The organism is Prosthecobacter sp. (assembly GCF_044232965.1).
Lineage (GTDB): Bacteria > Verrucomicrobiota > Verrucomicrobiia > Verrucomicrobiales > Verrucomicrobiaceae > Prosthecobacter.
The window spans coordinates 66,514-88,717 of the sequence record NZ_JBIIKX010000020.1; the positions used below are offsets into that span (position 1 = coordinate 66,514).

At 59.6% G+C, this 22,204-nt stretch carries 20 protein-coding genes and 1 tRNA gene; 10 read left to right on the forward strand and 11 right to left on the reverse strand.

From position 1 onward, the window contains the following. Nucleotides 1–328: 328 nt before the first annotated feature. The 3 genes from ACILSI_RS10960 to ACILSI_RS10970 all read right to left on the reverse strand — a co-directional run bounded on the left by ACILSI_RS10960 (nucleotide 329) and on the right by ACILSI_RS10970 (nucleotide 2,705). Nucleotides 329–1,231 (reverse strand): hypothetical protein, encoded by a 903-nt coding sequence (locus tag ACILSI_RS10960; protein ID WP_395721918.1) that lies wholly within the window; start codon nucleotides 1,229–1,231, stop codon nucleotides 329–331. Nucleotides 1,232–1,610: 379 nt separating this feature from the next. Next, entirely contained in the window at nucleotides 1,611–2,180 is a 570-nt protein-coding gene (locus tag ACILSI_RS10965; protein ID WP_395721919.1) for a hypothetical protein, read from the reverse strand. Nucleotides 2,181–2,198: 18 nt separating this feature from the next. After that, a complete protein-coding gene (locus tag ACILSI_RS10970) occupies nucleotides 2,199–2,705 on the reverse strand; it encodes a zinc finger domain-containing protein (protein WP_395721920.1) in 507 nt (168 codons plus the stop codon). 839 nt (nucleotides 2,706–3,544) lie between these two features. Between ACILSI_RS10970 and ACILSI_RS10975 the strand changes: the two genes are divergently transcribed. Beyond that, nucleotides 3,545–4,249 carry a hypothetical protein gene (locus tag ACILSI_RS10975; RefSeq protein ID WP_395721921.1) on the forward strand — a complete coding sequence of 235 codons (705 nt, stop codon included), beginning with the start codon at nucleotides 3,545–3,547 and terminating at the stop codon, nucleotides 4,247–4,249. A 25-nt stretch (nucleotides 4,250–4,274) separates the two neighbouring features. Here the strand turns inward: ACILSI_RS10975 and ACILSI_RS10980 are convergent, their stop codons facing one another. Then, a complete protein-coding gene (locus ACILSI_RS10980; protein ID WP_395721922.1) occupies nucleotides 4,275–5,228 on the reverse strand; it encodes a hypothetical protein in 954 nt (317 codons plus the stop codon). Between the two features lie 6 nt (nucleotides 5,229–5,234). After that, on the reverse strand, nucleotides 5,235–6,506 hold the full coding sequence (locus tag ACILSI_RS10985) for an OmpA family protein (RefSeq protein ID WP_395721923.1): 1,272 nt from the start codon (nucleotides 6,504–6,506) through the stop codon (nucleotides 5,235–5,237). Between the two features lie 136 nt (nucleotides 6,507–6,642). Here ACILSI_RS10985 and ACILSI_RS10990 point away from each other — a divergent pair, with 136 nt between their 5' ends. From ACILSI_RS10990 to ACILSI_RS11025, 8 genes are all read left to right on the forward strand, one after another. After that, nucleotides 6,643–7,557 carry a PfkB family carbohydrate kinase gene (locus ACILSI_RS10990; protein ID WP_395721924.1) on the forward strand — a complete coding sequence of 305 codons (915 nt, stop codon included), beginning with the start codon at nucleotides 6,643–6,645 and terminating at the stop codon, nucleotides 7,555–7,557. 94 nt (nucleotides 7,558–7,651) lie between these two features. Next, nucleotides 7,652–8,464 (forward strand): 1,4-dihydroxy-2-naphthoyl-CoA synthase, encoded by an 813-nt coding sequence (menB, locus tag ACILSI_RS10995; protein ID WP_395721925.1) that lies wholly within the window; start codon nucleotides 7,652–7,654, stop codon nucleotides 8,462–8,464. A 108-nt stretch (nucleotides 8,465–8,572) separates the two neighbouring features. Further along, on the forward strand, nucleotides 8,573–9,127 hold the full coding sequence (gene accB / locus ACILSI_RS11000) for an acetyl-CoA carboxylase biotin carboxyl carrier protein (RefSeq protein ID WP_395721926.1): 555 nt from the start codon (nucleotides 8,573–8,575) through the stop codon (nucleotides 9,125–9,127). Between the two features lie 77 nt (nucleotides 9,128–9,204). After that, nucleotides 9,205–10,566, forward strand: coding sequence for an acetyl-CoA carboxylase biotin carboxylase subunit (gene accC, locus ACILSI_RS11005; RefSeq protein WP_395721927.1), 1,362 nt, complete (start codon nucleotides 9,205–9,207; stop codon nucleotides 10,564–10,566). 203 nt (nucleotides 10,567–10,769) lie between these two features. Beyond that, nucleotides 10,770–13,055: a PQQ-binding-like beta-propeller repeat protein gene (locus ACILSI_RS11010; protein ID WP_395721928.1), complete on the forward strand. Its 2,286-nt coding sequence runs from the start codon at nucleotides 10,770–10,772 to the stop codon at nucleotides 13,053–13,055. Nucleotides 13,056–13,085: 30 nt separating this feature from the next. Then, nucleotides 13,086–13,304, forward strand: coding sequence for a hypothetical protein (locus tag ACILSI_RS11015; RefSeq protein ID WP_395721929.1), 219 nt, complete (start codon nucleotides 13,086–13,088; stop codon nucleotides 13,302–13,304). Next, nucleotides 13,301–13,558, forward strand: a complete 258-nt coding sequence (locus ACILSI_RS11020) for a hypothetical protein (RefSeq protein ID WP_395721930.1) — start codon at nucleotides 13,301–13,303, stop codon at nucleotides 13,556–13,558. The genes ACILSI_RS11015 and ACILSI_RS11020 overlap by 4 nt, the downstream gene beginning before the upstream one ends. 58 nt (nucleotides 13,559–13,616) lie before the next feature. Further along, nucleotides 13,617–15,272 carry a PQQ-binding-like beta-propeller repeat protein gene (locus ACILSI_RS11025; protein ID WP_395721931.1) on the forward strand — a complete coding sequence of 552 codons (1,656 nt, stop codon included), beginning with the start codon at nucleotides 13,617–13,619 and terminating at the stop codon, nucleotides 15,270–15,272. A gap of 231 nt (nucleotides 15,273–15,503) precedes the next feature. Here the strand turns inward: ACILSI_RS11025 and ACILSI_RS11030 are convergent, their stop codons facing one another. From ACILSI_RS11030 to ACILSI_RS11045, 4 genes are all read right to left on the reverse strand, one after another. Beyond that, entirely contained in the window at nucleotides 15,504–15,710 is a 207-nt protein-coding gene (locus ACILSI_RS11030) for a hypothetical protein (protein ID WP_395721932.1), read from the reverse strand. Nucleotides 15,711–15,995: 285 nt separating this feature from the next. Continuing rightward, on the reverse strand, nucleotides 15,996–16,388 hold the full coding sequence (locus ACILSI_RS11035; protein WP_395721933.1) for a c-type cytochrome domain-containing protein: 393 nt from the start codon (nucleotides 16,386–16,388) through the stop codon (nucleotides 15,996–15,998). Continuing rightward, complete coding sequence (locus ACILSI_RS11040; RefSeq protein ID WP_395721934.1) at nucleotides 16,385–17,320, reverse strand: DUF3500 domain-containing protein; 936 nt, start codon at nucleotides 17,318–17,320, stop codon at nucleotides 16,385–16,387. Before ACILSI_RS11040 ends, ACILSI_RS11035 begins: the two co-directional genes overlap by 4 nt. A 492-nt stretch (nucleotides 17,321–17,812) precedes the next feature. After that, the gene (locus ACILSI_RS11045; RefSeq protein WP_395721935.1) at nucleotides 17,813–19,114 is read right to left on the reverse strand and encodes a hypothetical protein; all 1,302 of its coding nucleotides are present in this window, start codon (nucleotides 19,112–19,114) and stop codon (nucleotides 17,813–17,815) included. A gap of 213 nt (nucleotides 19,115–19,327) precedes the next feature. Here ACILSI_RS11045 and ACILSI_RS11050 point away from each other — a divergent pair, with 213 nt between their 5' ends. After that, nucleotides 19,328–19,996: a hypothetical protein gene (locus ACILSI_RS11050; RefSeq protein ID WP_395721936.1), complete on the forward strand. Its 669-nt coding sequence runs from the start codon at nucleotides 19,328–19,330 to the stop codon at nucleotides 19,994–19,996. A 63-nt stretch (nucleotides 19,997–20,059) separates the two neighbouring features. Here ACILSI_RS11050 and ACILSI_RS11055 read toward each other — a convergent pair. Together ACILSI_RS11055 and ACILSI_RS11060 are read right to left on the reverse strand one after the other, a co-directional pair. Beyond that, a tRNA-Pro gene (locus ACILSI_RS11055) sits at nucleotides 20,060–20,136 on the reverse strand. 174 nt (nucleotides 20,137–20,310) lie between these two features. Then, entirely contained in the window at nucleotides 20,311–22,044 is a 1,734-nt protein-coding gene (locus ACILSI_RS11060) for a choice-of-anchor I family protein (protein WP_395721937.1), read from the reverse strand. Nucleotides 22,045–22,204: the final 160 nt, after the last annotated feature.

A 22,204-nucleotide genomic window follows, 5' to 3' on the forward strand; every position in this document is an offset into this window, starting at 1 on the left:
GGGTGGCGCGAACAGGCGGAGCGCTTGGGGATGCGGCTGAGAGGAAGATTGCTTCTCGTTTGTTGTTTCCCAAGCTTCCAAACCGACCACACCGCGAGAGATGAGAAAACCGCAGAGAAATCCATTTCAAAGCTCATCTCTGCGATTTTCTCAACTCTCGCGGTGTTTTCATGCTGGGCTGCAGGGAGATTTCGCGGCGGATCCGAAACGAGCACGCCGGGAGGTCGGAGGCGGGTGGCGCGAACAGGCGGGGCGATTGAGACGTGGCTGAGAGGAGATTGCCTGTCGCTAGTCCATGGGTTGCACCCTGACGTCGTTTCCCCTTGGTTTAAAGATCGTTGGTCTGAATCAATGACAGCTTGTTCCCAGAAGACGCTGTGTTGTCGTTATTTAGAGAAATCGTTGCCTTGCCTGTTGTGGAATCAAATTCCAAAGGAAGAACCCAAAAGTAGGACTCTTGCTTGTTTCCTACTGATCTAGAGGCCTGCGCGGCAATGCAGTAGGAACCTGTTTTTGGGAGGGTTATTTTGAAGTGCCCATCCGCATCTGTCTTCGTAGACGCGACGGGCGTTGGAAGCTCTTTAAAGAAAAATCTACCTGAAAGCGAATCGCGCACGGCAGCAGCGGTATTTCCTTCGACATTCACAGCAGCCAGCCATTCTTTATGAGCCGCGTCATATTGTACCTTCAATTGTGCCTTCAATTGGTCATTAGATGTCAATTCAAACCAAGCGGCTTCAGCCGCATCATATTTCTTCTTTAGCATCTCAACATTCGCTAATGCTACCTGGTGCGCAGGTTGAAGAAGTTTCAGCTCATTTGTTTGGTCAGTCTTGCGGGCTTCTAGCTTCTGGCGCAATTCGGCATCATTGAAAAACATTAACTCAACGAGGCCTAGCTTATACGACTCCCCTCCTTTTGTGACTATAAAGACAGCGCCATCGATTGCGTATTCCTTTGCGACAGCTGAATTGATCTTTACTGCTTCTACCTCCTTTGAGGCTGCATCCAACTTTTGAACAAGTGATGTTAATTCCTGAATTCTAGTATTTACTGCGCCAATTTCTGCTTTCAGCGATGCATCCAGATTTTGACGCTGATTCTGTTCGGCAGCCTGAGCGGCACGCAGTTCAGCAAGTTCTACAGAAAGCTTCAGTTCTGTTTTCGATGGGCCGCATGCCGTGAGCATGATGCATGAACCAGTTAATACGAATTTCGCTAGTGTCTTCATGGTTTGGGATGTGGTGGATCACGCAGAGGTGGTAATAACCAGCAACGCACCTCAGTTTTCAATGCGCTCAATCTCAAAGTCGAATCGCAAGGTGTCTTGATCATGCCGAGACCAAGTCAGAAGCCGAATGTCATAAGTGGTGCCGTTACATGTAATTCTCTGAGCCTGGGGGTTGGTAACATCAAAAGTTAACGTTTTGCTGGGGTGTCCGAGTGACGATTCCACTATGTCTGGTCCGTAGTCTGTGATGCTCGGATTAACATGAACTGCGACATGATTATTTTTTATCCATGCGCAGCAAAGGGTGAGTTCCCCACTGGTTGCGACTGGCTGCCGAACACTGTCGTGAGTGGCTGCGGTTAGGTAAAGTGTTACAAGGTCAGTTTTCATGGTTCTCGTGCAAAGTGTGAATTTGGGCAAATGCATGATGGAAGCCGATCTCTAATGCATTGGTATCATTGAGAAAGAGTTCAATAATGTGGCTAGTGAATGCCCATGGGTTTAGCTTGATCCGAACTTCATTTTCCTTGGTTTCCTCCGTTGGGACATGAGTGAAATCCACAGCTGCACTAATCCAGCTTTTATAAACAATCGTCTGGCCATGGACTCTTCGAAAAACTTTGCGTGGCATGCCTTGGTGTTGAACGCCATTTCGGTAACACGTCCAGAATCTTTCGAACTTCGCCACAGATAAACCAAAATGCGATGCCGCAGCTTTGTGAAATCGGCGATTATAGCCTACATTTTCGTCAAGCTTTGCTGCTTCCCGCGTCAACACCTCCGTTGTGCCGGTCTTTGCGCGGAAATAGCGCTCACAAAGCATGCAGCCAATAGCCAACGCAACATACGCACCATTCCAGTCAATATCGTCTTCACATTGTGGACGGCTGTGCAGCACTTCATATGGTCTTACAAACCACATTCGAAAGCGTTGTTCGTAGGTTAGCATGTGCGTTAATCTAACTATTCAAATTTGAACGGCCTCCACGCACCTGCCGCACAGCGTCGGATGCTCGGCATGCGTTCCAACATCCGGGAGATGCTTCCAGCAGCGGGCGCATTTGTGATGGCTCGATTCGGTCACGACGGCGGCGAGGTCGGTGCCGCGGGTGATTTGAAGATCGCTGAGGATGAGGAATTCGTGGAGGGTGGCGGGATCGCTGAAGACGGGGTGGGTGAAACCTTCGGCGGGAAGCGTCAGGGCGACGGTGGCTTCGAGGTTGGAGCCGATCCTCTTTTCCTGGCGGGCTTTTGCCTTCACCGTGCCACCGACCTTGACCTGATCCTCGTGGATGACATCGCGGCAGGCTTCGGCGTAGCGCTGCTTGTTGTTCCTGTCCCAGCCGAGGGCTTCGAACAAGGGGGCGATGCAGTCCGTGCGGAGCTGCTTTTCGTGGTAGCTCCCGGTCTTGCAGGCGTCGATGTGCTTCCCGAAACGGGCAACAAGGTCGAGAATGGCGGCGGGAGCTGGCATGGCGCGGCTGATGTAAGCGGCTGGCGGCGGAACTGGCAAGGAGTAGTGACAAATCCGGGTGGCCAAGAGACAGAACCCGAAGCTGGGCCTCCTGCGGCAAGCTCTGTGAGCTTCTTCAGCGTTTTTTCCTTTGACGGAGGGCTGCGGGCTCAAGCCCGCGCTCCGTTGCCAGCCGCAGCTTGTCCATCCTTACGGCGCCGCATTTCAGGCTTGCCAAGGCGGACAGCTCCGTGATTTCATCCTCGTGTCATGGCCCTCGGAGTGTCAGCTCGGAGATCTTTGCCTGCTGCTGCGCAGCGGCAGCGGACGGCGTTGTCGGACCGCACGGGAACACGAAAGGCCAGGCCTGCACCCGAGCGTTGCGGCGGAAGCGCAGTGTCTCCCGGTGCTTTGACCGGGCCGTTCAGGCAAGCCCCCTTGCCGTCAGGGGGAAGCGCTAGCTCGTTCGGGGAAAGAACTGGCTCACGCTACCATGCCCCCTTGTCATCAGGGGGAAGCGCTGGCTCGTTCAGGGAAAGCGCTGGCTCACGCTACCCAGCCCCCCTGCCATCAGGGGGAAGCCCTGGCTCGTTCAGGGAAAGCGCTGGCTCACGCTGCCAAGCCCCCTTGCCATCAGGGGGAAGCCTTGGCTCGTTCAGGGAAAGCGCTGGCTCGCGCTGTCAAGCCCCCTTGCCATCAGGGGGAAGCCTTGACTCGTTCAGGGAAAGCACTGGCTCGCTCAGCCAAGCCCCCTTGCCGCGAGGGGGCGGCGCATTGGGCCCCGGTTCTCCGGCACTGAGTGACCGCTGCCGCCGCCGAGCGCCTGACGCTTCCCTGCCAACCCGCCACCCGACCCACCCATGACACGCCAGGACTACCTCCCCGTTCCGATCTCCGAGCAGGTGCTGTGGCTGCGGCACTTCGCGAACACGCTGCCGGGGTACATCGGCGTGCTCGACATCGACGAGGCGCGGCTGCGGGGCGGCATCGCGGATGCGCAGTGGCTGACTTACGTGCTGGGCCCGTGGCGCACGGAGCTGCGCCGCTTTGCTCCGGCGGGCACCGCCGCCATCGAGCATGCCCAGACCGGCAAGGACCACGCGGTGCCCATGCAACTGCCGCTCTACCAACTCCCGCCGCTGCCGGCAGGCGTGGTGCCACGACCGGCGGGCGCGTTGAAGCGCCTCTTCAAACTGGTGGCCACGATCAAACATGTCGCCGGTTATAACGATGGGGTCGGCCAGATGCTGGGCATCCTGCCTCGGCATGACAACGCCGCGCACCCCGTGCCCACCTTCAAAATCAAGGTGCTGCCGGGAATACTGAACGAGAAGGTCGCCATCCGCTCCTCCAAGCACGGGCATGATGGCGTATTCATCGAAACACGGCGTGGCGGTGGCGACTGGGAGGAGCTGGCGATCTCCATGAAGCACCTCCATGAGGACACCCGCCCGCTGCTCGTGCCCGGCCAGCCTGAGCGGCGCGACTACCGCCTGCGCTTCTGGGACAAGGGCAAGCCCAACGGCGACTGGACGGACGTGGCCACGGTGACGGTGGGGCCGTGAGGCAGAGAAGGTGGCGAACTGTGTCTCAGACGGCTTGCGCGACCTTTTCGGCGGCGGCCAACTGCCGCGCCTGCTCGACCCATTGCTCGCGCTGGATGCGGTCTTTGAAGGCGAGGCGGGCGGAGAACTCACGGATGTGGTCCTCGTTCCAGGCGGCGATCTGGGCGTAGGTGTAGATGCCCAGGGCATGAAGACGTTCTTCGAGCACTTTGGCGATGCCTTTGAGCGCGGTGAGGTCGTCGCAGTGCTCCGGGCGTTGCTTGTAAATGAGGCCGAGCTTGAGATCGACTTCCGGCTTGATCACTGCAGGAGGCGGCACAGGCAAGTCGGTGAAGGTCGGTATGGTGTCCGCCGGAACGAGTCCGTGGGCGGTGGTTTCGGCCTCGGCGGAGGTCTGCTCCGGCTTCGCCGCCGGTGCCGAGGTGATGATGGCCGCCAGAGGGGAGGCGTGACGGGCCGGTGGCGGCGGAGTCGTGCCGGGGGTGAGCGGGAGGATTGCCTGGGTCTCTTCCGTTTTGGCCGCCTTGGCAGGAGAGATTTCCCGGGCCTTGATCACGTTGCCCAGCGGGCGTTGCAGACGGGTTTTCGTGGGGGTGCGTGAGGTCTGGGTGGTGATGGGCTCAGTGGCAGGTGGAGAGACCGGTGCGGCGGCGGCGGCCTCAGCGGGAGCTGACACGGATGCGGACGTTTCGCCCTCTCTGCGTGGCATGTGGATGGTTTCGGTGGCGATGACGATCGCCGGGCCGGATTTGACGGAGTGATCACCGACCTTGCGCTTCAACTGGGCAATTTCCTCCTTCATGGCGGCGGCCTCGCCGCGCAACTCGCGTGTCTGGCGCTTGTAGCGGCCCCAGGTGGCGTAGCCAAACATCAGACCGATGATGAAGAACATGGCCCCCAGCACGCTGACGAACATGCCGCTGTGCATGAGCATGTACACCAGCGGCTCGGCGGAGAGGGATTCGAGATCGAGCTTCATGAAGGACTATTTGATGAGGATTTCGACGCTGCCCGGAGTGAGCGCCGATGAGGGAGACCCCGCAGGAACGGGATCGAAGACGACGGCGCTGACATCACCGGCAGGAACGCCCTGCTCCACGAGAAAGGAGAGCACCGCCTCCGCACGCGCCCGTCCGATGTTTTTTTCGACGCTGTCCAGCCCGGTGGGATCAGGATGAGCCCCGATGACGAGCCGCAGCGCGGGACCGGCGGCGAGCAGCATGGGGGCGAGCGCGGCGAGCTTGGTCTGCTCCTCCGGCGTGAGTCTCGATGAACCGGTCTCGAAGACGATCGGAAGCCTGACGGCCTGACGGATGGGATCAAGAACCTCCGGCGGCAGCGCGGTCTGAACCTGGTAGCCGGGAAAATGATACGACGAAGGCAGCAAGGTAAGCCGCGCGTCCACCTTGGCGGCACCGGTCACGGGCCGCAGCAGGGCGAGCCACGCGCTTTCCATCTGGCGGGTGGCCAGTCCCTGGAGGCGCGGCACACCGTCCGGGCCGATGTCAAAGGTGCGCGGCGGCGGCAGCTCAAAAAAACGGCGCACAAACGCGGCGAGCGCGCCCGGCTTGGCAAACGGCGCCGTCAGCACATGCGGACTGGCCTTGAGCGCGGAGGGATCCACCACCCTTGCGCCAGCGACCTCGGCAAGCACGGCGACGAGCTCCTCTTTGACCTCCGTGGCAGGCAGCAGACCGGTGATCACGATGGCGTCGTCCTTGGCCCGGATGTGCAGCTCGGCGGGCACACGCAGCTTTTCCACAATGAGCTTCAGCATCGGGCTGCTTGCGGTGAGAGGCAGCTTGAGGCCCTCCGGCCAGCGGACTTCGGGAGCGGAACGCAGTTCCTTGGCATGGATGCGCAGGTCGGGACGCAAATCCCCGAGGATACGGCGCACGTTGTCTGCTTCATCGCCCTCCGGCAGCCAACCGCTGAGAAAAAGGTTTTCATTCTCCAACCGCGCCTGCAAGCCGGCCATGACATGCAGACGGTCCGCGCCTGGAGCCAGGCGCAGGGGCACGAGGCTGCGGATCGCGGCCAGCGCCTTTTCTCGGGCGGCGGGATTGGCGGCCTCGCCAGTGATGGCGATGTCAAAAAAACGCACATCGACCACGGGGTCACTGACGCCGGCCTCCCGCAGCCGTTTCAACGCCTCCTGGGTCAGCAATGGCAGATTTTCCCGGCAGAACAGCCACGCATGCACGCCTGTCGCCACGGGCAGCAGGATCAGCATGAGGAAAATGAGGCTCAGACGCATGAATTTGGGTGCGGAGTGGCATTTGACACGGCTAGGGCGGAATGGATACTCCGCGCTCCCCGCGCCTGCCCGTACCGTTATAGGCTCGTCGTGCGCGAGGCAAGAATCAACTGCTCCAACTCCCACACTACCTCTCATGTCTGTTGTCATCGCCGGAACCGTCGCCCTCGATAATGTCAAAACCCCACAGGACGCGCAGGAAAACCTGCTCGGCGGCTCCGCCAGCTACGCGGCCCTGGCCGCCAGCATCTTCTGCCAGCCGATCCATCTCGTCGGTGTCATCGGTCATGATTTCCCCAAGCCGCACCTCGACATGCTGGCCGCACGCGGCATCACGCTCGACGGCCTGGAGCGCAGCTCGGGCGAATCCTTCACCTGGAGCGGCGAATACCACACTGACATGAACAGCCGCACCACGCACAAGGTGGCGCTCAACGTGCTCGAAAACTGGCAGCCCAAGCTCCCCGCCGCCGCCCGTCAGGCCAAGGTGGCCGTGGCCGCGAACATGAGCCCGGACAACCAGATGCAGATGCTCGACCAGATCGAGGCTGATTTCGTCACCGCCGACACGATGGATCTCTGGATCGAGATCGCCAACGAACGTCTGCACGAAGTGCTCAAGCGCATCGACTTGCTTGTCATCAATGACGGCGAGGCCAAGGAATTTGCTGGCACGACCAATCTGGTCGATGCAGGCCGCCGATTGCAGGCCAAGGGCCCGCGTTTCGTCATCGTGAAACGTGGCGAGCATGGCAGCTTCCTGTTTGGCGAAAATAAAGAAGACTTCTTCGCCTGCTCCGCCTACCCACTGCACAGCGTGTTTGATCCGACCGGCGCTGGCGACAGCTTCCTCGGCGGTTTGTCCGGCTGGCTGGCCGCCAATGGCAAGACCAAGCCCACATTTGAAGATCTGAAGACCGCCGTCGTCCACGGCAGCGTCACCGCCAGCTACACCTGCGAAGCCTTCAGCACCCACAAACTGCAAACCGTGTCCAAAGCGGACATCGCGGCGCGTATTGCGGAACTGCGGAGCTTTACGAGCTTCGCCTAAAGTTTGCCGTTGTTTGCGGTGGTTGGCAGTCGTTTGCGATTGTTGTAAAACCACCGCAAACCATCGCCAGCAACAGCCAACCATCGCAAACTCCATGTGGCAGACCATCAAGACCTTCACCGACATCAAGCTGGAGAAAACCAGCGATGGCATCGCCAAGATCACCATCAACCGGCCGAAGGTGCGCAATGCCTTCCGGCCGCTGACGGTGAAGGAGATGCTGCAGGCTTTTGAGATCGTGCATGAGGACCGGGAGGTGGGCGTCATCATTCTTTGTGGCGAGGGCCCGCTGGCTTTCTGCTCCGGCGGCGACCAGAAAGTGCGCGGCGACGCCGGTTACATCGGCGAGGACGGCGTACCGCGTCTGAACATTCTCGATGTGCAGCGGAAGATCCGTACGATCCCAAAACCTGTGGTGGCGATGGTGGCCGGTTACGCCATCGGCGGCGGGCATGTGCTGCATGTCGTGTGTGATTTGACCATCGCGGCGGACAACGCCCGTTTCGGCCAGACCGGCCCGAAAGTCGGCAGTTTCGACGGCGGCCTCGGCTCCAGCTACCTCGCCCGCATCGTCGGCCAGAAGAAGGCGCGGGAGATTTGGTATCTCTGCCGCCAGTATGACGCCCAGCAGGCTTTGGACATGGGACTGGTGAACACCGTCGTCCCGCTCGACCAGCTCGAAGAGGAAACGCTCAAATGGTGCCGAGAGATGCTCCAGCACTCGCCTCTGGCCCTGCGCTGCCTCAAATCCGCCCTCAACGCCGACTGCGACGGCCAGATGGGCCTGCTCGATCTCGCCGGGAATGCCACGCTGCTCTATTACATGAGCGAGGAGGGCAAAGAAGGCAAAAATGCCTTCGTGGAGAAGCGAAAGCCCGATTTTTCGAAGTTTCCGCGTGTGCCTTGAGTAAAAATGGCTTGCTGGCGGCGTTGAAAGTCAAGACCGCCTTTATGGTTGCCACCGGCGGGGGAGTTTGTAGTATCGGGCCGTCTTCAGACACACTCTCTCCCTGACATGGCCAAACGCACCACCACCAAACCGGTCTCTCCAGCCCCCGCAGCCTCCGCCTGCACCTACGATTTGAAGCAAATCCGCGAAATCGTCGGACTGATGGCCGAGAACGACCTGACCTATTTCCACAGCGAGCAGAAAGGCTCCAAGCTGGAACTCCGCCGGGGTTCTGATCTCAACACGGTCAAAGAACTGCTCCAATCCATGCCCGTGGCCGCTCACGCGCCCGTTTCCGCCGCACCGGCAGCCGTGGCCCACGCCCCGGTGAGCGCAGCGGCGCCTGTGGCCGCGCCCGCCGCTCCGATTGCCAACGACCCTGTCGGCCCCACGATCAATTCACCGATGGTCGGCACCTTCTACCGCAGCGCAGCGCCGGGTGAGAAATCCTTTGCCAACATCGGCGACGTTGTGGATGAAAACAGCAACGTCTGCATCATCGAGGCCATGAAGGTCATGAACGAGATCAAAGCCGAGGCCCGCGGCACCATCGCCCGCGTGCTCGTGGAAGACGGCAAGCCCGTCCAGTACGGCCAGCCTCTCTTTGAGTTGAAAGCCTGATCGCCCCAGCTTGACCGACTCCCAGACCGTCAAGCAGGTCAAGCCAGTCAAGACTCACTCCACCTCTCTCGTTACTCATGTTCAAAAAAGTCCTCGTCGCCAATCGTGGTGAAATCGCCCTTCGTGTCATCCGCGCCTGCAAGGAACTCGATGTCAAAACTGTCGCCGTTTATTCCGAAGCTGATGTCGATTCGATGCACGTTCACCTCGCCGACGAGGCCATCTGCATCGGACCCGGCCCGAGCAGCGAAAGCTACCTGAAGATCAGCCGCATCATCAGCGCGGCGGAGATTGCCAACGTCGATGCCATTCACCCTGGCTACGGATTCCTGTCTGAGAAGGCCGAGTTCGCCGAGGTCTGCGAGAAGTGCAAAATCAAGTTCATCGGGCCGTCCGCCCGCGTCATCAGCATGATGGGCGACAAGAACGTCGCGCGTGAAACCGCCCTGAAAGCCGGCATGCCGATCACCCCCGGCTCCGACGGCATCATTCACACCGAGGAAGAGGCCCTGGAATGGGCGCGCAAGATTGGCTACCCCGTCATGGTCAAGGCCAGCGCTGGTGGTGGCGGACGCGGCATGCGCCCGGTGCTCAATGAGGCCACGCTGGGCTCCAGCTTCCAGGCCGCCTCCCTGGAGGCCATGAAGTGCTTTGGCGACGGCTCCATGTACATGGAAAAGCTCGTCGAGAAGCCGCATCACATCGAATTCCAGGTCGTCGCTGATTCTCACGGCAACGTCGTCCACCTTGGTGAGCGCGATTGCTCCATGCAGCGGCGGAATCAGAAGATCATTGAGGAGTGTCCCTCGCCGAAAATCTCTCCCGAGATGCGCAAACGCATGGGCGACGCCACGGTGAAGCTTTGCAAGGAGATCGGCTACGAGAACTGCGGCACCATCGAGTTCCTCGTCGATAACAAGTGCGAGAACTTCTACTTCATGGAGATGAACACCCGCATCCAGGTGGAGCATCCGATCACCGAGGAAGTCTATGGCTGCGACCTGATCAAGGAGCAGATTCGCGTCGCCGCCGGCCTGCCGCTGAGTGAGCACGTCATCGACGCCCAGCCGCGCGGCCATGCCATCGAGTGCCGCATCAATGCCGAGGATCCTTCGCGCAACTTCGCGCCCAGCCCCGGCAAGATCAATCTCTGGTACACCTCCGGCGGACGTGGCGTGCGTGTCGATACCCACGTTTATTCCGGCTACTCCGTGCCGCCGTATTATGATTCGATGATCGCCAAGCTCATCGTCACCGGTGCCACGCGCGACATCGCCATCCGCCGCATGCGCCGTGCGCTGGGCGAGTTCACCGTCGAGGGCATCAAGACCACGATCCCGCTGCAAAGCCAGATCCTGACCACCTCCGATTTCCAAAACGGACAGTATGACATCACCTGGGTGGAGAATTTCCTCCGCCAGGAAGGCCTGAAGGCATAACAGCGGTCTTCAGTGACAGCATTGGGTTTGCCAGTGGAAGAATGACGCTCTCAGCCGGTGGTGGCTGCAAGATGATCTGTGCGCGGGTCGTTTTGCCCATCCCCTGTTAACGCCAGCGCCGCCTCCCCTGCGAAAGGTATGAAAATCGCATTGATGCGCGTCGCGTGCTCACGATGTTCATTTTCTTCAATCAAACCCAACCCATGCATCACCGTCCACGCCCATCTCTCGGCAGTTTGTTTGCCGCCACCCTGGCTCTGACAGGATTTTCCCACGCGAACGATTGGACCAACTGGCGCGGCCCGCTGCAAAACGGTGTGAGCCTGGAACATTACACGAAAGCCGGCAAGCTGGCTGAAACGCCCACCTGGTCGGCTGACATCCGCAGCCGTGGCTGCCCGGTCGTCGTCGATGGCAAGGTGATCCTCTGGGGCTACAGAGGTGAAACCAGCGATCTCATCGAACTGCTGACCTGCTTTGACGCCAAGAGCGGCAAGAAGCTCTGGGAGCATGAGATCGCCGACTACCTCAGCGATTCCATCTACAACCGCTACTCCATCGGCGCGCCGACCGTGGACCCCGAGACGAAGCGCATCTACCTCACCAGCAACGCAGGGGTGTTTCAGTGCTACGAGCTCGATGGCAAGAAGGTGTTTGAGATTCCGCTGATGGAAGACCTGGGTCGCATGACCTTCCCCAACAGCCGCGTGGGCAGCCCGGTGGTCGAGGGCGAGCTGGTCATCATCCATTTCATCTTCTCTAACTGGGGAGCAGACGGCCCGGCGGCGGACCGTGCTTATGCGTTTGATAAAAAGACCGGCGAACTCGTCTGGTGGACACTGCCCGGCGTCAGCCCACCCGTGGACAGCTCCTTCTCCACCCCCGTGCTCGAAACCCGCGATGGCAAGCGCGTCGCCTACTTCACCACCGGCTGCGGTCACATCGTCTGCGTCAACGCCCGCAGCGGCAAACCCTACTGGAAGATGCCGATCTGCAAAAACGGCGTGAATCCCTCGGTCGTGCTGCACAACGGCACGCTGATCGCCGTGCATGGCGACGAAAATGTCGATAGCTCCGAAAAGGGCCGCATGATCTGCATCAAACTGCCGGAAAAACTCGCTGCGGCGATTCCTCCTGCGGAAACCGCCGTCCTGGAGCCGAGCGTCGAGCTCTGGCGCCATCCGCTCGGTGCCACCAGCAGCTCTCCTGTGGTGGTGGGTGATGTGATTTACCAGCTTACCGACGGCGCTGAACTCTATGCCATCAATGCCAGCACCGGCGCTGAACTGTGGAAGAAAAAGCTCAGCAATGCCAATCTGCACTCCTCGCCGCTGTATGTCGATGGCCTGCTCTACTGCCCAATGATGGAAGGCAAGCTCGTCGTGGTGAAGCCCGGCGAGAAAGACGCCGAGATCGTCCAGGAGATCAAACTCGATGGCGACTGCCTCGGTGCTCCAAGCGTTTGCAACGGCACGCTGTATGTTACGACCACGAAGCATCTCTACGCCTTTGCCATTCCGAATGAAGGCATCAAGGTCGATGCCGCTCCCGTGGTAGAAATACCGAAAGCTGGCAAGGCCGTGGCCCTTCAGGCCATCCCTGCGGAAACCGTCATCATGACCGGCAACAAGCAGGCCTTCCGCGTCCGCAGCATCGACGCCAACGGCTACGTCGTCAGCGAGGACGTCAAAGGTGTGAAGTGGGAAAGCTTCATCCCGCCGACGGCCAAGGTGAAAGCCACCATGGACGCCAAGTTCAACGAGGCAGGAGAACTCGTCGTCGCCCCCGATGCCAAGGTCAGCGCCGGAGCCTTCAAAGGCACGGCCCCGGACGGCACCTTCGGCACCATTCGTGGCCGTGCGCTGAAAAACCTGCCTCTGACCGAGGACTTTGAGGGCTACACGCTCACCGATGAGTTCCCTGTCGATCCACAAAACAACCCAGCCTACAAGTTCGCCTACCCGCCGCTCCCATGGATCGGTGCGCGCTTCAAATTCCAGGTCATGGAAAAAGACGGCAACAAGGTCTTCGGCAAGAGCTTTGACCGCCTGCTGTTCCAACGCGCCACCGTTTTCGTCGCTCCGTCGAATCTCTCCAACTATACCATGCAGGCCGACGTCCTCACGGAAGGTTCCGCCCGCTCGAAGGCCGACATCGGCCTCATCAACCAGCGTTACCTCATTTGCTTGCGTGGCAATGCCGGCAAGCTCGAGATCAGCTCCAACCCAGAGCGTCTTAAGCAGGAGGTCGTCTTCAAGATGACCGCCAACAAGTGGTACACCCTCAAGACCCGCGTCGATGTCGCCTCCGATGGCAGCGGGGTCGTCAAAGCCAAGGTGTGGGAAAAAGGAGCCGCCGAGCCCGAAGCCTGGACCCTTGAGGCCAAGGTCGCCAAGGCGCACACCAACGGGTCTCCCGGCATCTTCGGCTTCACCCCGCTCAACCAGAAGCGCATGTACCTCGACAACCTGAGCGTCACACCGAATTGATCCGCGTCACGTCTTCGACTACTCTGCCTCATGGTCGCCACCGCTCCCAGCCTCCCGTTGCCTGAAATCGAGAGCGCCGTCACCCGGCTCTCGCGTGGAGAACTCAGCGCCTTCCGCGACTGGTTCTCCCGCTTCGACGCCGAGGCATGGGACGCCCAGTTTGAAGAAGACGTGAAAGCCGGACGTCTCGACGCTCTAGCTGACGAGGCCCTCGCCGACCTGCGAGCCGGACGCTATCGCGATCTATGAAGCACCGTGCCACGTCCAAATTCTGGCAAAGCTACGATCAACTGCCCGCCAAAATCCAATCGCTGGCCGATGACAACTTCGAACTCCTCAAATCCAACCCCCGCCATCCCTCGCTCCACTTCAAGCGAGTCGGTCGTTTCTGGTCCGCCCGTGTCGGCGACCACTACCGTGCCGTTGCGGTCGAGGATGGCAGCGACTTCGCTTGGTTTTGGATCGGCCACCACAGCGAATATGACCGCCTAATCCAACGTTAATCTCCACGTCTCGCCTCCGACTCCTCACATCTTCCTTCCTAACCACTCCTTAGCGACCTTGACCCGCCTTTCCCAAAACATGACCACGAAACCCACCCTCCTCCTCGCCCTGGCTCTTGCGGCCACGGCTTCGCTGCAGGCCGCTGATTACTCCCAATGGGGCGGCGGCAACACCCGCAACATGGTGTCCGATGAAAAAGGCCTGCCCATCGACTTCGATCCCGGCAAGAAATACGGCCCCAAGGCCGCGCCGAAAATCGCCGGGCGCCTTCGTCCTGATGCCCAGGCCGCCAACAAAGGCCCCGGAGCCGAGGACATCGACCTGAGCACCACGAAAAATTGTCTTTGGGTCGCCAAGCTCGGCTCCCAGACCTACGGCACGCCGGTGATCGCCAACGGCCAGGTATATGTCGGCACCAACAACGAATCCCCTCGCAATGACAAGCACGCCGGCGACCGCGGCATCGTGATGGTCTTTGACGAGTACACCGGCCAGTTCAAATGGCAGCTCGTCTCCCCGAAGATGGGCACCGGCAAGGTGAACGACTGGGAATACCTCGGCATCTGCGCCAGCCCCACCATCGTCGGCGACAAAGCCTATGTGCCAGGCAACCGCTGTCAGATCATCTGCATGGATGTGAAGGGCATGTCCAACGGCAACCAGGGCATGCAAGATGAGTCCACTTTCATGGCCCCGCTCGACAAAGACGGCAAGCTGACCGCACCCATCGCCCCCGGCGACACCGACGCGGACATCCTCTGGGTCTATGACATGTACAAAGAGCTCGGCGTCTTCCAGCACAACGCCACCGCCGGCTTCCCGCTCGTCGTTGACGGCAAACTCTTCGCCCCGACCTGCAACGGTGTCGATTGGACCCACACCAACATCCCCGCCCCGAACAGCCCCAGCTTCATCATGCTGAACGCCGAGGACGGCACCCTGCTCGGCGAGCAAGACCACGTTTCCTCCGAGCGCGTGCTGCACTGCTCCTGGTCCTCACCGAACTACCTCGAACTTGGTGGCAAAAAGCAGGTCATCTTTGCCGCAGGTGACGGCTGGGTCTATTCCATGGCCCCGGAGACCAAGAAAGACGCCGAAGATCTCGACATCCTCGTCGAACACTGGCGCTACGACGCCAATCCGCCCGAGTATCGCAAGAACTCCGCTGGCGAGCCCATCAAGTACGTCGAATACGACGGCCCCAGTGAAATTATCGCCACTCCCACCGTGGCTGACGGCCTCATCTACGTCCCCATCGGCCAGGATCCTGAGCATGGCGAAGGCGTGGGCTGCCTGAGCTGCATCGACCCGAAAATGACCGGCGACATCACCGGCAAGGCCGTGTGGACCTTCAAAGGCATCGAGCGCTCCATTTCCACCCCGGCGGTCAAAGACGGCCTCGTCTATGCCGCCGACTACACCGGCCGCCTCTTCTGCCTCGACGCCAAGACCGGCAAGGAATACTGGAAGTTCGACACCAAGGGCCACATCTGGGCCAGCCCTCTCGTCGCGGACGGCAAAGTCTGGATTGGCAACGAGGAAGGTGAACTCTTCATCCTCGCCGAAGGCAAGGAGCTGAAGGAACTCAAGACCATCGAGTTTCCCTCCCCGCTGCTTAGCAGCGTCGTCGCCGCCAACGGGGCCGTCTATGTGACCACCCACACGCATCTTTACTGCTTCAAGGAAGGCGCGAAAGCACCTGAGGCGAAGTAAGTCAGACGAACCTCGAGTCTTTTGATCCCAAGAGCGGGCCTGGAAACAGGCCCGCTTTTTATTTGTAGATCGAACTTCCAAGTTCGGTCTCAAAAACTCAGCCCCGCCCGCCGCTCCGCCCATGAGCGCATCGACCACGTCTTGGATCTCGGCATGTGCGGCTCCCGTGAGCTGATCTTCGATCACTGGGAAGAATGGCCGCGCCGGAATGCCGCCCTTCGTGCTGCCGAGCTATTGTGCCGCGCCATAGACTGTAGGCGTGCCCACTTTGACGCTTTCGGCGCCTTGCGCCTGCGTGTGGATGCTCTGGCGCAGATTGCCGCTCTTGATGAGCAGCGGATGCGTGGCCTTGCTCCTCTTCCGAGCGGGCCAGGCTTTGGGCCGCAAGCTGGGCTCGTCAATGACCCGCACGGCGAAGGACTCCACCACTGTGCCCATGGCGAGCAAGACGCGGCCCTTCAGCGCGTCGTCAGAGAGCGCCGCGAGAGAGGGCGTGATCTCATCGAGCTTGAGAGTGCGAGCTTGAGAGTGAAGGCGAGGGCGTCGGACATGGCCGCATCTTGGAGCGAATAACGAAGAGCGGGGACTTGGTGAGCGGCGATTGCGCCGTGGTTGCCTCTTAACTTCCAAGTTCGGTCTCAACTCGATCTTCCTATCCGGTGAACGAACTTGGAAGTTCGTTCTACGCCGCAACTCCGAACTCAGCTTTGCCCCCTTGCCTCATCAAGGCTTGCCCGGCATCGAATCAATCCAGCGTCGCAGCAGATCGAGTTCGCTGCTGGTGACAGCGGATTTCTCCTTCCTCGGGGGCATCTCCTTGTGATGAATCAGTTCGATGAGAAGGCTTTTATTCGCATTGCCCTGCTTGATCGCAGGCCCTGTGTCTCCGCCGGTGAGCATCGCCTCCAGCGTGCGCATGTCCAGCTTGCCACCACGACGCTTCGCACCGTGGCAGCGGAGGCATTTCCCCTCAATGATCGGCAGCACGTCCTTTTGGAAATCAGGCGCGGCTTCACGCTTCTCATCAGCCCAAGCATCTCCCTCAGCAAGGCTGCCGGTCAGCAACCCGCCGAGGAAGATTCGAAGAAACCTCCGCATCACCCGGCCGGAGTTCATGCCAGGCCCACCACGTTCACGAAGCAGTGAACATGCGGAAGAACACGGTAGTTCCAGACAAAGCCGGGGCCTTCGATGCGCCAGGCATCCCAGCGGTCATTGCCTTTCTCTGGGGTGTCCTTGTAAAACGCGAGGCGCAGTTTCTCCATGCCGCCATTGGTCTTGATGAGCTGCATCACCTCGTCGCCATCTTCTTGGCGGAAGGGGCCCAGCAGCTTCCGCATCACGCCCGCCACTAGCTCGCGCTGGGATTCATCCAAATCAGTGTAGCCGACTCCAGTCGTGGACTTGTCCACCAGCTTGGGCTTCAGCGCACCCACACCATCACCTGGAGAGCCGACAATGACCGCCTGCTTGCGCTGCGGCTCGTTGAGCATGTCAAACACGCTCATAACTTCCTTCGTCTGGTCATTGTAAACGTTCACGTCACTATGGCCGTTCGCCGAATGACCGTAATACATCGGGCCGCCAAAAGCCGTGTTTGGCTGGGAGTTGCCGTCGCAGCGCAATGTCAGATGATGTCCGGCGAAGACCCAGGAGAAGGGATCTTTGCCCGACGGATCGCCGAAGATGGCGATACCGTTGTTTTCAAAGGCCCCGCTGTTGTCCCACTTCCCACGGCGGCTGATGCGGTCATAGGCTTCCTCGCCCGAAAGGATCGCCCTGAAGGTTTGATGAATCAGATCCTGCTGTGGTTTGGTGAATTGCTCGCCAAGCTTCTTGCCCAGCGGGGCTGCGTTGTGCGTCTTCAGACGCGTTGGCATGCCCGATTCGACACCATCCGCCCAAGGCCGCACCACCGCCGTTTTCTGCTCGGCGGTCAGCGTGGCAAACAGTTCCCGGATGAGTTCCTCGGCGGGTTTCGCTTTGCGGGCGGCCTCCGTCGGTGCCGCCCATCCTGTGCCGGTAGAAATCAGTGACGAAGCACCCATGACTCCCATCGCACCTCCCGACAGGGCACGAATGAAATCTCGCCGTCCGCGCTGGGGAGGCGGAGAGGCGTGCTCAGAGCACTCCGGGCAGATTGGCTGATGAAGATGAGAGGCGGTGGATGGTTGATGAGATTTCATGACGGAAGCTTATACCGCCTTGGCTGCTCGCATCTTGCCGAGGTTGATTGCTGGCAGCTTCTGCCGTCCTTGGAACAAAGTCATCAGGACCAAGCTCTCGAAGACGCTCGCCAATCGTTGTTCTCTCTCTCAACAACGGGTGCGGCTGGTGAGACTCAGACTTAACACCTTGAATCCGATGTGGAGTAATCCATGCGCCGTTGAGAGTTTTTCAATGAATTCAACATGCTCTAGAGCTCCACAAAGGAGTGGTTTGCTGTAACGAGGTGCAAGCCATGGCCCAGTCCGTGGCAAAAAAGAAGCGCATGGCCCGGAGGCCATGCGCTTTAATTTTCAGTGTGTCAGAGGTGCCGCTTACTCGCAGCAGCAGCCTTCGCAGCACTCGGCGATGCCGTCGTCTTCTTCATCTTCCTCTTCTTCCTCTTCCTCCTCCTCTTCTTCGTCCTCCTCCTCGTCCTCTTCTTCATCTTCGAGACCGTCGCCGTCATCATCGCCATCTTCTTCGTCAGACACGCCGTCGTTGTCGTCATCGGCGTCTTCTTCATCAGACACGCCGTCGCCGTCCTCGTCGTCATCGCTGTCTTCCACTTCCTCAAAGAGGCTGTCGTCCTCGTCTTCATCGACCTCGACCTCTTCCTCGAGCTCAGCCTCGTCCTCTTCATCTTCCTCGGTGGCCTCTTCCTCGCTGTATTCTTCGATGTCTTCCTCAAACTCGGTTTCTTCCGTTTCGGTGATGGATTCCGTGATGGAAGTCTCCTCGTAGTAGCTCTCGTAGTTTTCGATGCTCACTTCGTAGTAGTTCCACGACTCGTAGTAGCTCCATGAGTCCTCATAAAAGAGAGCGTTCATGGCGGTGGTGTCGCTGTCCAGCACCTGCCACACCGTGTAGTAGTCCGGGTAGTAGGCCTTGATGATGTTCGAGTAGGCGGCCAGCGCGTTTTGAAGGCGGTTCCACTGATACTGATACTTGGAGTAGGCCAGGCGGCCGTCACCTTCCACACCAGCGAGTTGCTCCACCAGGTTCAGCAGGTCCAAAACCATGCGCTGCTGGTAGGATTTCGGTTTCGCCTTCGCGGCAACTTTCTCCAATTTGCCGAGCAACGATTCCAGTTGTGTGCCGGATTTCTCAATCAGCGCGAGTTCCGCCGGTGTCAGCTTGCCCTTCTTGCCGCCACCCTTCTTGTAGCTGGCCACCGAGGGGCCAAAGTGGTTCACATACAGGTCATAAGACGTGGACAACGAGGCCACGCCGCGACCGACGGTGGATTTCGGGTGCGCACCGCGGATCATGCCCCAGGTGGCGGCCAGTTCTGTGATGCCCTGGCCGGTGATGTCCAGGCCTTTGAGCATATCCGGGCTCTTCTTCTGGATGCCGGCATCCATGAGGTCGATGCCTTCAATGATGGTCTTCAGGGACGACCAGAACGGCACCGCCTGTTTCGACTTCGGACTGATGTCCTTGGCGTTTTTGACGATGTAGATGACGGAGGTCTTCATGTCATCCACCAGAGAGGCGGCCGTGGGAGCAGCGCCCTTCTTGTTGTGGGCTTTGGAGGGGGCCTTGTCCTTGCCATGCAGGCTGATCCCGGGAGCGCCGAGAAGGCTGAGGCTGGCGGCAAAGGCGATGCTTCTGAGTAGAATGAGTCGATGTTTCATAGTTGAGGGCGGAACCTGCTTGTAGCGCCTGCCGTGAGCAGATGTTACTCCTTTTTTGTAACTATTTAGCCCAGAGGGCGGTCCTTTCGCCATGCGACGAAATCAATCAATGGTCGGGCTGGCGAGATTCGAACTCACGACCTCTTGCACCCCATTTATTCGGGCCTTGCGTTGTGAGTTGACGAGTCCGTAGCGCGTTTCTTTGTGGCGGGCATGAAGCGCTACTGGCTGGCACGGGCGGGGGTAAACCACGGTCTCTATGAATTGACGCAGCTCCGCGACATGCTGGCGGCAAATGAGTTGCTGGAAGAAGATCATTTGTGCGCGGAAGGAACAGAAGCATGGGTGACTTTGGAGGATTTTGTGATAAAAAACCCGCCCAAAACGGCGGCATGGCAGGCTGGAGGTGTGACTGAGAAACAGCGTGCCTACCTGACCTTTCTAGGGTTTCCAATCCCCACCACGAAGGGGGAGGCGGCGGCACTTATCCAAGCCGCCGCGAACAATCCGCTGATGGAAAAACGGTGCTTTGAGTGGAGAGCCGCGCGACTTTATCTGCATCCTGAACTCTACTCAGCAGAGAGGGCTGTGATGGAAAGCGGGCGCGTTGAAGTGAAAAAGATGCGGGCGGCTGTGTTCAGGGATTGCATCAATGAGGCTGCGGCTGAGCCGGAGATGTCCGCCTTCAAGCGAATCCTGCTGAAGGAGGCGCAGGCGGTGATTGACTACATGGATGAACTCTCCCCAGGATGGGACATGGGCGAATGGGGCGAACAGCGCAACATGTATGAGAACGAGATTCTGGACCTTTTGGAACGGGCGCTGGCCCTGCGGTTTCCGGAAAAGATTCGGAAGGGATGGAAGTTCAAGTTTGAGCCTTGATGTAGCGGTCAATCTCCACATCGCATCAGCCGGACGCCTCACGCAACCCACACAGTCAATCAATGGTCGGGCTGGCGAGATTCGAACTCACGACCTCTTGCACCCCATGCAAGCGTTCTACCAGGCTGAACTACAGCCCGACCTAGTTTGATGTTCCCTCCAGTGGTGCCGCGTTGGGGTGGCTGCCGGTTGGAGAGGTGCGCATTCTGGAGCAGAGCCTTTTGAATGCAACGAGATATTCGCCCGCGAAAGCATGAAAAATGCGGAGAGCCTTTCGACTCCCCGCATTCGCAACAACAACCTATGGCAAAGACTCAGCTCACTCTGCGGCGGCGCAGGGCGACAAACGCCACACCGACCAGGCCAAGCATGGCGCGCGAAGGCTCGGGCACAGAGTAAACACTGATGCCGTTCGTGATCTCGTAGCCTGTGACCAGCATCGCGGACCCCGTGGGGCTGTCCGCCGCCGAGATAAACACCATGCTTTCAGGTCCCACGAGGCCATTGGCGTAATTTTCTCCGGCGCTGATATAGCCGACGTAGGATGGATTGTTCGGATCGTTGATGTTGTACACCAGCGTGCCGCCCTGCCGCTCAAGACCCACAAAGGCCAGCATGTCAGCGCCGAACTGGCCCACGGTGAGCGCCTCAGGCTCGGGGCCTTTGTCATCCGACCTGCTGTCGGTGTTGGGCGCGGTGCCAAAGCTGTTTTGGTTGTTGTTATGCATCGTCGGATCAAGCCCCAGCAGAACGCTTTCGAGACTGCCGCTGTCCCACACGAGGGCGCCGGTGTCGGCGTTCCAGATCGAGAAGGAGCGCGTGCCGATCATCGTAGGCGTGTCGATCTTGCCGTCCGCATTGGTGTCACCGTCCAGCCGAGACACATTCAAACGCCCAAGCACGCTGTTGTCGCGCACCCCGGTCTGGGTGGTGGGGAAGAGCGTCGTGTCCAGGATGTTGTTCATGCTGTCGCTGCCTGCAATGTCGCCAAAGCGGCTGATGTCGCGGTCGTCGGTGCGAGCATCACCTTCGTTCACCGAGACGATGTAACTCGTGCCCGACACGCTGTAATGCGCGATGGTGTCCGGCATCGGGAGTCCTCGCACGAGGTCGTTGATGTTTGCCCCGCCGTCCTGGTCGGACGCGTCGATGGTCTGCTGGATCGTGCCCAGGCTGCTGATCTTCTCCCACTTGTTTGTGGTGAGGTCAAAGGTGCCGATGGCATTGTTCTCCTGCATCGAGACGTAGAGCTTGTTTCCGTTTTGCACCAGGAACTCCGGCTCCATGCCCTTGTAGAAGTCAGGATCGCTGCCAGCCAGCGCCACGAAGTCCGGCACGGCGCTGATGAAGGTGCCGCTGGTGCCCACGGCGGCGATGCTGTGGTTGCGGATGCCAGCCAGAGTCACGCCCGAAGCAAGATTTGCCGAGGAAAAATCAAACGTGCTCACATCACCCGCTGTGATATTCGTGCTGTTTACATCTGCCAGTGTGTTGATGCCGGTGAGGTCAATGATGCTGATCGAGCCGGGCGCGTTGGCGGTCCCGGAGATGAACTCGCCTTCATTCACCACAAACAGCTTGGAGCCGTCGGCGGAGAACTTCACGCTGTCGGGGTGGAAACCCACATCCAGGGTCACCAGCGCCGCAGGATTGCGATAATCAAAGAAGGCCACCTTGCCCGATGTGGTCGTGCTGGCGGAGGGGATCAGTGAAACCGCGCCCCAGCCACGGCCCAGCGGGTCCACTGACACGGAGCTGGCACCATTCCAGTTGCCTGTCGCGCCGAAGGTGCTGCTCATGTCCACGAAGCCGCGCTCCGTGAGGCTTGCATTGCTGCCGAGTGTCAGCACCTGCACGCCGAAGCTGCCGCCGGCGTTGTCGCCCACGGTGCTGAGCAGGGTGTTCATGTCAGTGGTGTAGGCCAGGATTTCAGCGCCGCCGGTGCGTGCGCCGTCGGTGGTGTTGAAGGCGTTCATCAGGGTGAATGCCTGCGCGTTCATCGCCGCGAGCAGCGATGCCAGAGTGAGTGCGAGTGCTTGGTGTTTCATGAGGGGAGTAAAGGGAAGCGCGGCTCATTTAGCGCCCTAGCAGCCTGTTGAAAAACCTCTCCTCCTGGGTGATGAGAACAACCCTGCATGTTTGAGCAACGCCAAACCAAGCAACGCCAGCAGGAACTCTGGATAGTCGCCGGAGAACTTCCCGCAGCCA

Excerpts from the sequence above, each read along its gene's own strand:
- ACILSI_RS11035 (WP_395721933.1), bottom strand. The coding sequence starts at position 16,388 with ATGAACTCCGGCCGGGTGATGCGGAGGTTTCTTCGAATCTTCCTCGGC.
- ACILSI_RS11015 (WP_395721929.1), top strand. The coding sequence starts at position 13,086 with ATGGTCGCCACCGCTCCCAGCCTCCCGTTGCCTGAAATCGAGAGCGCC.
- ACILSI_RS11045 (WP_395721935.1), bottom strand. The coding sequence starts at position 19,114 with ATGAAACATCGACTCATTCTACTCAGAAGCATCGCCTTTGCCGCCAGC.
- ACILSI_RS11050 (WP_395721936.1), top strand. The coding sequence starts at position 19,328 with ATGAAGCGCTACTGGCTGGCACGGGCGGGGGTAAACCACGGTCTCTAT.
- ACILSI_RS10980 (WP_395721922.1), bottom strand. The coding sequence starts at position 5,228 with ATGAAGCTCGATCTCGAATCCCTCTCCGCCGAGCCGCTGGTGTACATG.
- accC (WP_395721927.1), top strand. The coding sequence starts at position 9,205 with ATGTTCAAAAAAGTCCTCGTCGCCAATCGTGGTGAAATCGCCCTTCGT.
- ACILSI_RS10970 (WP_395721920.1), bottom strand. The coding sequence starts at position 2,705 with ATGCCAGCTCCCGCCGCCATTCTCGACCTTGTTGCCCGTTTCGGGAAG.
- ACILSI_RS11020 (WP_395721930.1), top strand. The coding sequence starts at position 13,301 with ATGAAGCACCGTGCCACGTCCAAATTCTGGCAAAGCTACGATCAACTG.
- menB (WP_395721925.1), top strand. The coding sequence starts at position 7,652 with ATGTGGCAGACCATCAAGACCTTCACCGACATCAAGCTGGAGAAAACC.
- ACILSI_RS11030 (WP_395721932.1), bottom strand. The coding sequence starts at position 15,710 with ATGGGCACAGTGGTGGAGTCCTTCGCCGTGCGGGTCATTGACGAGCCC.
- ACILSI_RS10985 (WP_395721923.1), bottom strand. The coding sequence starts at position 6,506 with ATGCGTCTGAGCCTCATTTTCCTCATGCTGATCCTGCTGCCCGTGGCG.
- ACILSI_RS10960 (WP_395721918.1), bottom strand. The coding sequence starts at position 1,231 with ATGAAGACACTAGCGAAATTCGTATTAACTGGTTCATGCATCATGCTC.
- ACILSI_RS10990 (WP_395721924.1), top strand. The coding sequence starts at position 6,643 with ATGTCTGTTGTCATCGCCGGAACCGTCGCCCTCGATAATGTCAAAACC.
- ACILSI_RS10975 (WP_395721921.1), top strand. The coding sequence starts at position 3,545 with ATGACACGCCAGGACTACCTCCCCGTTCCGATCTCCGAGCAGGTGCTG.
- ACILSI_RS11010 (WP_395721928.1), top strand. The coding sequence starts at position 10,770 with ATGCATCACCGTCCACGCCCATCTCTCGGCAGTTTGTTTGCCGCCACC.
- ACILSI_RS11040 (WP_395721934.1), bottom strand. The coding sequence starts at position 17,320 with ATGGGTGCTTCGTCACTGATTTCTACCGGCACAGGATGGGCGGCACCG.
- ACILSI_RS11060 (WP_395721937.1), bottom strand. The coding sequence starts at position 22,044 with ATGAAACACCAAGCACTCGCACTCACTCTGGCATCGCTGCTCGCGGCG.
- ACILSI_RS10965 (WP_395721919.1), bottom strand. The coding sequence starts at position 2,180 with ATGCTAACCTACGAACAACGCTTTCGAATGTGGTTTGTAAGACCATAT.
- accB (WP_395721926.1), top strand. The coding sequence starts at position 8,573 with ATGGCCAAACGCACCACCACCAAACCGGTCTCTCCAGCCCCCGCAGCC.